Origin of the sequence: Ramlibacter aurantiacus (assembly GCF_016722895.1) — a bacterium.
In the GTDB taxonomy this organism is placed as follows: Bacteria; Pseudomonadota; Gammaproteobacteria; order Burkholderiales; family Burkholderiaceae_C; genus Ramlibacter; species Ramlibacter aurantiacus.
Genome location: NZ_JAEQNA010000007.1, coordinates 239,427 through 252,258 on the forward strand (window position 1 = coordinate 239,427; position 12,832 = coordinate 252,258).

Annotated in this window: 12 protein-coding genes; 1 reads left to right on the forward strand and 11 read right to left on the reverse strand. The window is 67.9% G+C overall.

The features are described from left to right. Positions 1–57 precede the first annotated feature (57 nt). From JI739_RS18335 to JI739_RS18375, 9 genes are all read right to left on the reverse strand, one after another. A complete protein-coding gene (locus tag JI739_RS18335) occupies positions 58–402 on the reverse strand; it encodes an STAS domain-containing protein (RefSeq protein ID WP_354003752.1) in 345 nt (114 codons plus the stop codon). Then, positions 350–997 (reverse strand): MlaC/ttg2D family ABC transporter substrate-binding protein, encoded by a 648-nt coding sequence (locus JI739_RS18340; RefSeq protein WP_201685377.1) that lies wholly within the window; start codon positions 995–997, stop codon positions 350–352. Before JI739_RS18340 ends, JI739_RS18335 begins: the two co-directional genes overlap by 53 nt. A 100-nt stretch (positions 998–1,097) precedes the next feature. Continuing rightward, positions 1,098–1,841, reverse strand: a complete 744-nt coding sequence (locus JI739_RS18345) for an MlaA family lipoprotein (RefSeq protein ID WP_201685378.1) — start codon at positions 1,839–1,841, stop codon at positions 1,098–1,100. After that, positions 1,838–2,338: an outer membrane lipid asymmetry maintenance protein MlaD gene (mlaD, locus tag JI739_RS18350; RefSeq protein WP_201685379.1), complete on the reverse strand. Its 501-nt coding sequence runs from the start codon at positions 2,336–2,338 to the stop codon at positions 1,838–1,840. Before mlaD ends, JI739_RS18345 begins: the two co-directional genes overlap by 4 nt. A 57-nt stretch (positions 2,339–2,395) precedes the next feature. Next, entirely contained in the window at positions 2,396–3,181 is a 786-nt protein-coding gene (mlaE, locus tag JI739_RS18355; protein WP_201685380.1) for a lipid asymmetry maintenance ABC transporter permease subunit MlaE, read from the reverse strand. Next, positions 3,178–3,996 (reverse strand): ABC transporter ATP-binding protein, encoded by an 819-nt coding sequence (locus tag JI739_RS18360; RefSeq protein WP_201685381.1) that lies wholly within the window; start codon positions 3,994–3,996, stop codon positions 3,178–3,180. The genes mlaE and JI739_RS18360 overlap by 4 nt, the downstream gene beginning before the upstream one ends. 88 nt (positions 3,997–4,084) lie before the next feature. After that, positions 4,085–5,551 (reverse strand): glutamate synthase subunit beta, encoded by a 1,467-nt coding sequence (locus tag JI739_RS18365; RefSeq protein WP_201685382.1) that lies wholly within the window; start codon positions 5,549–5,551, stop codon positions 4,085–4,087. Between the two features lie 32 nt (positions 5,552–5,583). Further along, entirely contained in the window at positions 5,584–10,311 is a 4,728-nt protein-coding gene (locus tag JI739_RS18370; RefSeq protein WP_201685383.1) for a glutamate synthase-related protein, read from the reverse strand. A 130-nt stretch (positions 10,312–10,441) separates the two neighbouring features. Then, positions 10,442–11,137 (reverse strand): transposase, encoded by a 696-nt coding sequence (locus JI739_RS18375; RefSeq protein ID WP_201685384.1) that lies wholly within the window; start codon positions 11,135–11,137, stop codon positions 10,442–10,444. 107 nt (positions 11,138–11,244) lie between these two features. On the opposite strand from JI739_RS18375, the gene JI739_RS18380 reads away from it, so the two are divergent. Beyond that, on the forward strand, positions 11,245–11,445 hold the full coding sequence (locus JI739_RS18380) for a hypothetical protein (protein ID WP_201685385.1): 201 nt from the start codon (positions 11,245–11,247) through the stop codon (positions 11,443–11,445). Here JI739_RS18380 and JI739_RS18385 read toward each other — a convergent pair. After that, positions 11,423–12,262: a class I SAM-dependent methyltransferase gene (locus JI739_RS18385; protein ID WP_354003753.1), complete on the reverse strand. Its 840-nt coding sequence runs from the start codon at positions 12,260–12,262 to the stop codon at positions 11,423–11,425. The genes JI739_RS18380 and JI739_RS18385 overlap by 23 nt on opposite strands. Then, positions 12,259–12,810 (reverse strand): DUF1415 domain-containing protein, encoded by a 552-nt coding sequence (locus tag JI739_RS18390; RefSeq protein ID WP_201685386.1) that lies wholly within the window; start codon positions 12,808–12,810, stop codon positions 12,259–12,261. The genes JI739_RS18385 and JI739_RS18390 overlap by 4 nt, the downstream gene beginning before the upstream one ends. Positions 12,811–12,832 lie beyond the last annotated feature (22 nt).

The following is a 12,832-nucleotide window of genomic DNA, read 5'->3' on the forward strand; positions in this document are numbered from 1 at the left end:
CAACCCGCGATTCTAGGCCGCGGGGCGCCAGGCCCTCGTGCGGCCGCGTCGGCGTCCCTACGCCTCCTGGGGCAGCAGCGGCTCGATGCCGTAGAGCGAGGCCAGCGCCCGCAGCCGCGGCGGCAGCTTGCGCACGCCGAAAGTCTTGCCCATGGCCAATGCGTCGCGGCGGCACTCCAGCAGCACCGCCAGGGCCGACGAGTCGAAGCGATCGAGCGCCGAGGCGTCGGCGACGGCGTGCGATTCCGGCACGCGGCGCAAAGCCTGGGCAAGCATGCGCGAGCAGGCGCCGGCCTGCTCGTGGGTCACGACCGCGGGCAGCAGCAAGATGGTCACCGGCGCGCGTCCGTCAACTGCGACGAGCCGCGTTGTTGGCCCGGTTGCGTTCGGTGAGCGTCGCAATCAAGCCGTCGATGCCGCGGGCATTGATCTCCTGCGCGAACTGGCTGCGGTAGGTCTCGACCAGCCAGACGCCCAGCACGTTCAGGTTGTAGATCTTCCAGCCGGCCCCGTCGCCGGGGGTGCGCTCGAGCCGGTAGTCGAGCTGGATGGGTTCGCCCCGCCCGCGGATCTCGGTGCGCACCACGACTTCCTTGTCCTCGGGCGAGAAGCGGGCGGGCCGCACCGACACGGTTTCGTCGCCGATCTGGGCCAGCGCGCCCGAATAGGTGCGCACCAGCAGGCTCTTGAACTCCTCCAGCAGCCGCTTCTGCTGCTCGGGGGTCGCCTGCCGCCAGGCGGGGCCCACCGTGGCCGCGGTCATGCGGCGGAAGTTCACGTTGGGCATGATCTTGTTGTCCACCACCGTCATGATGCGGTTGATGTCCCCCGCCCGCAGGGCCGGATCGGAGCGGATCTGCGTCAGCACCTCGTCGGACAGGCGCTTGATGAGCGCATCCGGTGCCTCGTCGGCGGCCCAGGCGGAAGGCAGGTAGGCGATCGACGACAGGCCGAACGCGGCGCCACCGGCCGCCAAACTGAATACACGTCTCTTCATGTCTTGATCTTTCGAATGAATGGCCGGGCCATGCGGCCCCTGCGGGTTCGAGGGTTCGCGCGGCGGGGCGGTTCCGGCCGTTTCACACGCTTGCTTTCGCTCAGCGGCCTTCTTCCGGCGGGATGTCACCGTCGCTCTCGTCCTCCTGGGCCCTGCGGCCGCGGTAGATCTGCGACTCGCGCCGCTGCAGGTAGGCGTCCCGGGTGAAGCTGTATTTGTCCAGGGCCGCCTGGTCCAGCACCGAACTGGCGCGCAACAGGTTGGAGCGGGCGTCGATCACGCGCAGCACGGCGAAGGCCGTTTCGGCACTGGCCGGATCGATGGCGCTCAGCGGATCGAGCATGTAGTCGACCGGCATGCCCACCGTGTCCCGCACCGTCGACGGGCCTAGCAGCGGCAGCACCATGTAGGGGCCGGTCGGCACGCCCCAGCGCCCCAGGGTCTTGCCGAAGTCCTCGCGATGCCGCTCGATCCCCAACTCGGTGGCGATGTCGAGCAGTCCGCCCAGCCCGAAGACGGTGTTCACGCTGACCCGCATCCAGCTCTCGGCCGCATTCACCAGCCGCAGCTGGAACACGTTGTTGGCCGTGGACCAGACGTCGTTGAAGTTGTTGAAGAAGTTGTTGACCCCGGTCCGGGCCAGCGGCGGCACGGCCTGCCGGTAGGCGATCGCGGCCGGCTGGAGCACGACCGAATCGACCCGCTCGTTGAACGTCGCCACCTTGCGGTTCCACGACTCGTAGGGGTCCACCGGATTGGGCCCGGTGGCGCAGGCCCCCAGCATCACCAGGGGCAGGAGAAGAAGCCAGCGTGACAGCAGCTGGCCGAGGGTCGAGAACATCATCGACGCGGCGCGGTAGCGGGTGCCGAGGGCGGCGCAGGCGCAGGCTCGGCAGCCCTGTTGTAGAGGAATTGGCCGATCAGGTTCTCCAGGACGACGGCCGACTGGGTGTTGGTGATGGTATCTCCGGCCGCGAGCATCTGCTCCTCGGCGCCCGCTTCGATCCCCAGGTACTGCTCGCCCAGCAGGCCGCTGGTGAGGATCTTCATGGAGCTGTCGCGCGGAAACTGGTAGCGCTTCTCCAGCTCGAGGTTCACCCGTGCGCGGTAGGTCTTGTCGTCGAAGCTGATCGATTCGACGCGCCCGACCACCACGCCCGAGCTGCGGACCGCGGCGCCGGGCTTGAGCCCGCCGATGTTGTCGAACCGCGCCGACACCTGGTAGGTCGGCTGGAAGCTCAGGCTCAACAGGTTGGCCGACTGCAGGGCCAGGAACAGGATGGCGAGCGCGCCCAGCAGCACGAACAGGCCCACCCACACGTCATTCTTCGATCGATCCATTCCAATCCTTCCGATTCAGCACGACACCCGCGCGCGGGTCACACGTGCTGCCGAGCTTCATATGCTGAACATCATGGCCGTGAGGAGGAAGTCCAGCCCCAGCACCGACAGCGAGGCGACCACCACCGTGCGGGTCGTCGCGCGCGACACGCCTTCGGGCGTGGGGTGCGCCTCGAACCCCTGCAGCAGCGCGACGAAGGTCACGGTGAAGCCGAACACGATGCTCTTGATGACCCCGTTGCCCACGTCGCGCCAGACGTCCACGCCGCCTTGCATCTGGCTCCAGAACGAGCCGGGATCGACACCGATCATCAGCACGCCCACGACCCAGCCGCCGATGATGCCGACCGCGCTGAAGATCGCGGCGAGCAAGGGCATGGTGATCACGCCGGCCCAGAAGCGGGGGGCCAGGATGCGACGCACCGGGTCGACCGCCATCATCTCCATCGCCGAGAGCTGTTCGCCGGCCTTCATGAGGCCGATCTCCGCAGTGAGCGAGGTCCCGGCGCGGCCCGCGAACAGCAGCGCCGTGACCACCGGGCCGAGTTCGCGCACCAGGCTCAGCGCGACCAGCAAGCCCAGCGCCTCGGATGAGCCGTAGCGCTGCAGCGTGTAGTAGCCCTGCAGGCCCAGCACGAACCCGACGAACAGGCCCGACACGGCAATGATGGCCAACGAATAGTTGCCCAGGAAATGCACCTGGTCGCGCACCAGGCCGAAGCGACGCAGGCTGGGGCCGGTGAGGGACAGCAGCCGCAGGAACAGACGCAGGCCGCGACCCAGGTCGGCCAGCTTGCGACGGGTGACGAAGCCCAGCTGGGCGAGGCCGGCGACGGGCTTCATGGGCCGAGTCCCGCGCCGAAATCCTGGTCCACCGTAGGACCGGGGTAGTGGAAATGCACCGGCCCCTCGGGCTCGGCGTGGACGAACTGCCGCACCAGCGGGTCGGTGGAGGCGCGAACCTCGTCCGGCGTGCCCTGGGCCGCGACCCGTCCGTTGGCCAGGATGATCACCTGGTCGGCAATGCGAAAGGTCTCGTCCAGGTCGTGCGACACCACGATGCTGGTGATGCCGAGCGTGTCGTTCAGTTGGCGGATCAGCTGGGCGGAGGTGCCCAGCGAGATCGGGTCCAGGCCAGCGAAGGGCTCGTCGTACATGATGAGCTCAGGGTCGAGCGCGATGGCCCGCGCCAATGCGACCCGCCGCGCCATGCCGCCGGACACCTGGCTCGGCATCAGGTCGCGGGCACCGCGCAAGCCCACCGCGTTCAGCTTCATCAGCACGATGTCGCGGATCAGGGGCTCGGGCAGCCGCGTGTGCTCGCGCAGCGGAAAGGCCACGTTGTCGAAGACCGAAAGGTCGGTGAAGAGGGCGCCGAACTGGAACAGCATGCCCATGCGCCGGCGCACCGCGAACAGGCCCGCGGCATCGAGGCGACCCACATCCTGGCCGTCGAAGAGCAACTCGCCCGATTGCGCACGCACCTGACCACCGATCAGCCTGAGCACCGTGGTCTTGCCGCCACCCGAGGCGCCCATCAGGGCCGTCACCTGGCCGCGCGGGACGGTGAAGCTCACCCCGTCGAGGATGGGCCGCTCACCGTAGCCGAAGCGCAGGTCGCGGCATTCAACGAGTGGGGAGGGGTAGGGATCGGGCATGGGGGGTGCGGCCGGCGGCCGGGTCAAGCCCGGCCATGGGTGCCCGCGATGATACCGGGCGTGCTGTCGCCCCTTGGCCGGCGGCGGGTTAGCGTGGCAACTCGCTGCGCCCCATCAGGAACTCGTCGACCGCGCGCGCCGCCTGCCGGCCTTCGCGGATGGCCCAGACCACCAGGCTCTGGCCGCGGCGCATGTCGCCCGCCGCGAACACCTTGGGCACGTTGGTGGCATAGCCGCCGGTTTCTTCGGTGGTGGCGCGGGCATTGCCGCGCGGGTCCTTGTCGACGCCGAAGCCTTCGAGGATGGTGGACACCGGGCTCACGAAGCCCATGGCCAGCAGCACCAGGTCGGCCTTGAGGACCTGCTCGGTCCCGGGCACCTCGACCATCTTGCCGTCCTTCCACTCGACTCGAACCGTCTTCAGACCGGTGACCTTGCCCTTCTCGCCGATGAACTCCTTGGTGGCGATCGCGAACTCGCGCTCGCAGCCTTCCTCGTGGCTGGAGCTGGTGCGCAGCTTGTAGGGCCAGTAGGGCCAGGTCAGCGGCTTGTTCTCGTGCTCGGGTGGTTGCGGCATCAGTTCGAACTGCACCACGCTGGCGGCGCCGTGCCGGTTGCTGGTGCCCACGCAGTCACTGCCGGTGTCACCGCCGCCGATCACGATGACGTGCTTGCCGTCCGCCCGCAGTTGGCCCTTGACCTTGTCGCCCGCGTTCACCTTGTTCTGCTGCGGCAGGAACTCCATGGCGAAGTGGATGCCGTCCAGGTCGCGGCCGGGCACCGGCAGGTCCCGCGACTGCTCGGCACCGCCGGCCAGCACCACGGCGTCGAAATCCTTCTGCAGCTGCTCGGGACTGATGACCTCCTTGGCCCAGCTGGTCACCTTGGAGCCCTCGGGCAGCTTGCCGATCAACACGCCGGTGCGCATGGTGACGCCCTCGGCCTTCATCTGCTCCACCCGCCGATCGATGTGGTGCTTCTCCATCTTGAAGTCGGGGATGCCATAGCGCAGCAGCCCGCCGATGCGGTCGTTCTTCTCGAACAGCGTCACCTCATGGCCGGCGCGCGCCAGCTGCTGGGCGGCGGCCATGCCGGCCGGCCCCGAGCCGACCACGGCCACCTTCTTGCCCGTGCGCACCTCGGGCACGCGCGGCGTGACCCAGCCGTTCTGCCAGGCGCGGTCGATGATCGCGTGCTCGATCGACTTGATGCCCACGGCGTCGCTGTTGAAGTTGAGGGTGCAGGCCGCCTCGCAGGGCGCGGGGCAGATGCGCCCCGTGAACTCGGGAAAGTTGTTGGTCGAATCCAGCACCAGCCAGGCGCCCTGCCAGTCCTGGTGGTACACGAGGTCGTTGAAGTCCGGAATGATGTTGTTGACCGGGCAGCCGCTGTTGCAGAACGGAATGCCGCAATCCATGCAGCGCGCGCCCTGCACCTGGGCCTGCTTGTCGCTCAGGCCGATGACGAATTCCTTGTAGTGCTTGATGCGCTCGGGAACGGGCTTGTAGCCCTCCTCGATGCGCTCGTATTCCATGAAGCCGGTGACTTTTCCCATGTGCTTGCTCCGTATCTCGGGGTTCCCGCGCTTCAGGCGGCGGCGACGCCATCGTGGACCGCGGCCACGGCGTTGTTGCCCGTGCTGGCCTCGTTCACCTCGCGCTCGTGCATCTCCACCAGGGCGCGCTTGTATTCGTTCGGGAACACCTTCACGAACTTCTGGCGGCTCTCCTCCCACTGGTCCAGCAGGTCGCGGGCGCGCTTGCTGCCGGTCCAGCGGTGGTGCGACTCGAGCAGCCGCTTGAGCAGGACTTCGTCGGTGACGTTGCCGTGCATCTTGCTGCCCGCCGCCGCGGCCTTCTGCTCGCCCGATGGCATGACCTTGTCCAGCGACACCATGGCGGTGTTGCAGCGGCTGGCGAACTGGCCGTCCTCGTCGTACACGTAGGCCACGCCGCCGGACATGCCCGCGGCGAAATTGCGGCCGGTCTTGCCCAGCACGACCACCGTGCCGCCGGTCATGTACTCGCAGCCGTGGTCGCCCGTGCCCTCGACCACCGCCGTCGCGCCCGACAGCCGCACCGCGAATCGCTCGCCGGCGACGCCGCTGAAGAAGGCTTCGCCCGTGGTGGCGCCGTACAGCGCGGTGTTGCCGATGATGATGTTCTGCGTGGCGGCGCCGCGGAAGTCGATGCTGGGCCGCACGATGATCCGCCCGCCCGACAGCCCCTTGCCGGTGTAGTCGTTGGCGTCCCCGATCAGGTACAGCGTGATGCCGCGCGCCAGGAAGGCGCCGAACGACTGGCCGCCCGTGCCTTCGAGCTGGATGCGAATGGTGTCGTCGGGCAGACCCTCGGGATGCGCCCGGGTCACCGCGCCCGAAAGCATGGCGCCGACCGAGCGGTTGACGTTGCGCGCCACCTCGATGAACTGCACCTTCTCGCCCTTCTCGATGGCCGGGCGCGACTTCTCGATCAGCACGCGGTCGAGGCTGCGCTCGAGCCCGTGATCCTGCTGGTCGACATGGAAACGCGCCACTTCGGCCGGCACGCGCGGCTGCGTGAACAGGCGGCTGAAGTCCAGGCCGCGCGCCTTCCAGTGCTCGATGCCCTGGCGCATGTCGAGCAGGTCGGTGCGGCCGATCAGGTCGTCGAACTTGCGGATGCCCAGCTGCGCCATGATCTGGCGCACTTCCTCGGCGACGAAGAAGAAGTAGTTGACGACGTGCTCGGGCTTGCCGGCGAACTTGCGGCGCAGCACCGGGTCCTGCGTGGCCACGCCGACCGGGCAGGTGTTCAGGTGGCACTTGCGCATCATGATGCAGCCCTCGACCACCAGCGGCGCGGTGGCGAAGCCGAACTCGTCGGCGCCGAGAAGCGCGCCGATGGCAACGTCGCGGCCGGTCTTCATCTGGCCGTCGGCCTGCACCCGGATGCGGCCGCGCAGGCGGTTCAGCACCAGGGTCTGCTGGGTCTCGGCCAGGCCGATCTCCCAGGGCGAACCGGCGTGCTTGATCGACGACCAGGGCGAGGCGCCGGTGCCGCCGTCGTGGCCGGCGATCACCACGTGGTCGCTCTTGCACTTGGCCACGCCGGCCGCGATGGTGCCCACGCCCACTTCCGACACCAGCTTGACGCTGATGCTGGCGTGCGGCGCCACGTTCTTCAGGTCGTGGATCAGCTGGGCCAGGTCCTCGATGGAGTAGATGTCATGGTGCGGCGGCGGCGAGATCAGGCCCACGCCCGGCACCGAGTAGCGCAGCTTGCCGATGTAGTTGGACACCTTGCCGCCGGGCAGCTGGCCGCCCTCGCCCGGCTTGGCGCCCTGGGCCATCTTGATCTGGATCTGGTCGGACGACACCAGGTATTCGGCCGTGACGCCGAAGCGCCCCGAGGCCACCTGCTTGATGCGCGAACGCAGCGAATCGCCTTCGTTCAGCGGCAGGTCGATTTCAATCACGTCGCGGCCCACCACCTCGGCCAGGCTCTGGCCCTGCTTGATGGGAATGCCCTTGAGCTCCTGGCGGTAGCGCGCCGGATCCTCGCCGCCTTCGCCGGTGTTGCTCTTGCCGCCGATGCGGTTCATGGCAATGGCCAGGGTAGCGTGCGCCTCGGTGGAGATGGAGCCCAGCGACATCGCGCCGGTGGCGAAGCGCTTGACGATGTCCTTGGCCGGCTCCACTTCGTCGATGGGGATGGCCTTGGACGGATCGACCCTGAACTCGAACAGGCCGCGCAGCGTCATGTGGCGGCGGCTCTGGTCGTTGATCAACTGGGCGTATTCCTTGTAGGTGTTCCAGTTGTTGGCACGGGTGCTGTGCTGCAGCTTGGCGATGACGTCGGGCGTCCACATGTGCTCCTCGCCGCGCACGCGCCAGGCGTATTCGCCGCCGGCGTCCAGCATGTGCGCCAGCACCGGGTCCTTGCCGAAGGCTGCGCGGTGCATGCGGATCGCCTCTTCGGCGATCTCGAACACACCGATACCCTCGACGCTGCTGGCGGTGCCGGTGAAGTACTGGGCCACCGTGTCGCGGTTCAGGCCGATCGCCTCGAACAGCTGCGCGCCGCAATAGCTCATGTAGGTGCTCACGCCCATCTTGGACATGATCTTGGAAAGGCCCTTGCCGATCGCCTTGACGTAGTTGTAGACGGCCTTCTCGCCCGAGAGCTCACCCGGCAGGTCCTTGTGGATCGCGACCAGGGTCTCCATCGCGAGGTAAGGATGCACCGCCTCGGCGCCATAGCCGGCCAGCACGCCGAAGTGATGCACCTCGCGCGCGCTGCCGGTTTCCACCACCAGGCCGGCCGTGGTGCGCAGGCCCTCGCGCACCAGGTGCTGGTGGATCGACGACAGGGCCAGCAGCGCGGGGATGGCGAGCTGCGTCGCGCTCACGCCGCGGTCGCTGATGATCAGGATGTTCTTGCCGCTGCGGATCGCGTCCACCGCCTCCGCGTTCAGCGAGGCCAGCTTGGCTTCCACACCCTCGCGGCCCCAGGCCAGCGGATAGGTGATGTCGAGCGTGTAGCTGCGGAACTTGCCCTGCGTGACCTTGTCGACGTCGCGCAGCTTGGCCATGTCGGCGAAGTCGAGGATGGGCTGGCTCACCTCCAGCCGCATCGGCGGGTTGACCTGGTTGATGTCCAGCAGGTTGGGCTTGGGTCCGATGAAGGACACCAGCGACATCACGATGGCCTCGCGGATCGGGTCGATCGGCGGGTTGGTCACCTGCGCGAACAACTGCTTGAAGTAGTTGTACAGCGGCTTGTTCTTGTCCGAGAGCACGGCCAGCGGGCTGTCGTTGCCCATGGAGCCCACGCCCTCTTCGCCGGCCTGCGCCATGGGCGAGAGCAGGAACTTGATGTCCTCCTGCGTGTAGCCGAACGCCTGCTGCCGATCGAGCAGCGAAACCTCGCTGGCCGGTGCGTGGCCGGTGCTGTCGGACAGGTCGTCGAGCTTGATGCGCAGGTTCTCGATCCACTGCTTGTACGGCTTGCTGTTGGCCAGGTTCGCCTTCAGCTCCTCGTCGTCGATCATGCGGCCCTGCTCGAGGTCGATCAGGAACATCTTGCCGGGCTGCAGGCGCCACTTGCGAACGATCTTGTTTTCGGGAACCGGCAGCACGCCCGACTCGGAGCCCATGATCACGAGGTCGTCGTCGGTGACGCAGTAGCGCGCGGGGCGCAGGCCGTTGCGGTCCAGCGTGGCGCCGATCTGGCGGCCGTCGGTGAACACGATGGAAGCCGGGCCGTCCCAGGGCTCGAGCATGGCGGCGTGGTACTCGTAGAACGCGCGCCGGCGTGGGTCCATGGTGGCGTGCTGCTCCCAGGGCTCGGGGATCATCATCATCACCGCCTGGCTGAGCGGGTAGCCCGCCATGGTCAGCAGCTCCAGGCAGTTGTCGAAGGTGGCGGTGTCGGACTGGTCCGGGAAGCTGATCGGATAGAGCTTCTTCAGGTCGGCGGCCAGCACCGGCGAGGACATCACGCCCTCGCGCGCCTTCATCCAGTTGTAGTTGCCCTTGACGGTGTTGATCTCACCGTTGTGCGCGACGTACCGGTAGGGGTGCGCCAGCGGCCATTCGGGGAAGGTGTTGGTGGAGAAGCGCTGGTGCACCAGGCCCAGGGCGGACACGCAGCGCTCGTCCTGCAGGTCCTTGTAGTAGGTGCCCACCTGGTCGGCCAGCAGCAGGCCCTTGTAGACCACGGTGCGGCTGGACATGCTGGGGACGTAGTACTCCTTGCTGTGCTTGAGCTTCAGCCCCTGGATGGCGGCACTGGCGGTCTTGCGGATCACGTACAGCTTGCGCTCCAGCGCGTCCTGCACGATCACGTCGTTGCCGCGGCCGATGAAAACCTGGCGCAGCACCGGCTCCTTCTCGCGCACCGCCGGCGACATCGGCATGTCGCGATCGACCGGTACGTCGCGCCAGCCCAGCAGCACCTGCCCTTCGGCCCGAATGGCCCGCTCCATTTCCTGCTCGCAGGCCAGGCGGGAGGCATGCTCCTTGGGCAGGAAGATCATGCCCACGCCGTACTCGCCGGGCGGGGGCAACTCCACGCCCTGCCTGGACATTTCCTCGCGGTACAGCGCGTCAGGCAGCTGGATCAGGATGCCGGCGCCGTCGCCCATGAGCTTGTCGGCGCCCACCGCGCCTCGGTGATCCAGGTTCTCCAGGATCTTGAGCGCCTGGCGAACGATGGCGTGCGACTTCTGGCCCTTGATGTGCGCCACGAAGCCGACACCGCAGGCATCGTGCTCATGGGCCGAGGTGTACAGGCCTTGTTCCTGGAGGTGCGTGATTTCGGCGGGCGTGGCCATGGGAATTCCTTCGACTTTTCGCGAGAGCCGGAAGGATAGTGCGTCGCAGCACGCCGTCAACCAAAAAGAATCGGGGTCAGATACTTGTTAAATGACGCACCAAAAGAGGTCAGATAAAAACAGGGACAGATCAATCAGGTGCGGCTCGCCGGGGTCGACCAGGCTTGCCACGCTCCGTTCGACGCCCGCTGCGCTGCTCGAGGGCCGTCCGGAACGACGCATCGCCCAGCGGCCAACCGTGCTGCGCCGAATCGACCAAGGCACTCAGTTCGGCGGGCGACAGCCCGGCCTGGGTGCGGCGGGCATAGGCGTGTTCGCGCGCGAAAGGGGTGTTGCCGAGCGTCCAGTGCAGCGCATGTGGCGTGACGGCCCGGTCGTTGTCCAGGCCGACGTAGTGCCGGTGGCTGGACCAGGCCCAGTCGGCCGCCAGCTCCACGAGCCCCGCCCGGACCGGGGCCAGATCCAGGAAAGCCATGCAGGGCACCAGCCAGGCCTCAGGCTGCAGCGGTGCGCCGCGGTATCGCCCCTCCCAGAGCGTTCCGGCGCGGGCGGCCCGGGCGTTGCGATAGCGCACATAGCGGCGCCCCAATCCCTGCATCAGCCGGGCCAGGCCTTCATCGCTGGCAGGGGTGAGCAGCAGGTGGAAACGGTCCGGCATGAGCACGTAGGCGTGCAACGCCACCTGCTGCTCCCGCCCCTGCTCCACCAGCAGCTGGTGCATGAAGCGGTAGTCCGCCTCGTCCTCGAACAACACCAGGGGATCCAGTGCGCGTTGCATCACGTGGTGGGTATGGCCGGCCAGCGCCAGCCGTGACAGTCGTGCCATGGGTCGATTCCGCTTATCTGACCCCATTTTCGTGCCGGACGGGTCCGACGAGTTGATGCAACCTCGGCGGACACCAGGCCAACCTGCGCGGTCGCAGGATCGATGCGGTGATTGGGGGTCCCACGATGTTCGCCGCCTGGATGATTGGCTTCTTGCTGCTCATGGCCGTCCTGGTCTGGACAGCCGTCGTCATCGGCCTGCCGCAGCCCTACATCGGCCTGGCTGTGCTCGTCGTGGTCGCGTTGGGCGTGATCGCCCTGGTCGTGGCCTATCGGCGCCAGCGCCTCAAGCGGGGGGCAGGCGGCTGAAGCGGCTGGATGCCAGCGCGTCCAGGCCGAACTCCGACAAGAGTTGCCGCAGCCGCTCGGCTGCGCTGCGTTTGCCGTGGCCCACGCGCCTCGCAAGGATGAGTTCGTTCTTCAGGCTGTGCTCCCAGCCGACCAGTTCGGTGACCGTCACCTGGTACCCGCAGGCTTCCAGATAAAGGCAACGCAGCACATTGGTCACCTGGCTGCCCAACTCGCGCGTGTGCAGGGGGTGCCGCCAGAGCTCGGCCAGCGGCGTACGCGAGAGCTGCAAGGCCTTGGACTGGCGCAGGCAGGCCGCGACCTCGGCCTGGCAGCACGGCACCAGCACCATGAACCTCGCGCGCCGCGCCAGCCCGAACTCGATGGCGTCGTCGGTGGCCGTGTCGCACGCATGCAGCGCCGTGACCATGTCGACCTCGGCCGGGAGGCTGTCGGAGCGGACGGCGTCCGCCGCGCTCAGGTGCAGGAAGCTCATGCGGTCAAACCCCAACCGGGCCGCCAGCTGGCGGGAACGCTCCACCAGCTCGGGACGGGTTTCGACGCCGTAGACCTGGCCCACGCCGCGAGGCTTCAGGAACAGGTCGTAGAGGATGAAGCCCAGGTACGACTTGCCGGCGCCGTGGTCGACGATGCTCGGGTGCTCGGGCGCGGCGGGCAGCTCCAGCAGCAGCTTCTCGATGAACTGGTGGAGGTGGTAGACCTGCTTGAGCTTGCGCCGTGAGTCCTGGTTGAGCTTGCCCTCGCGGGTGAGGATGTGCAGCTCCTTGAGCAGCTCGGCGGACTGGCCGGGCCGGATGTCGTCCTTGTCCTTGCTCACTGCCCGCCCTCCATCCGGCGCTTCCAGCCGGACTCGCCGAGCACGCGCAGGGTGCGCATATTGGCCTCGTAGATGTCTGCGGCGTCGGGGAAAGCATCGACCGCCCGGTCGATGCTGGCCTCGCGCAGCAGGTGCAAGGTGGGCCAGGGCGAGCGGTTGGTGTAGTTGGTCACGTCGTCCACGTCGGTGCCGGCGAAGTGGAAGCGCGGATGGAAGCTCGCCAGTTGCAGCACGCCTTCCAGGCCTTGCGTGCGCAACTGGCGCTCGCCCTGCGCCACCAGCCCGGCGAACTCGATGAAATCGGCGGGGCCGGCAGGCGCGACCAGCAGGGTGGTGTCGCGTTCGGAGGCATCGCGCCGCGCCAGCTCCGCGGCCTCGGCCTCGAGCGCCCCGAGAATGCCGGCCCAGTCGGGCGCCCCGGTCAGCGCCAGGTGCACCTGGCCCTTCGCGTGGACGGCCTTGGCGAAGGGGCAGAGGTTCAGCCCGATGACGGCTCGCTCGAGCCACAGGCGGGTGTCGGCCAGCGCCTGCGTGGGATCGGAAGGCATGTGCGGCAGGGGCTTGGAAAGG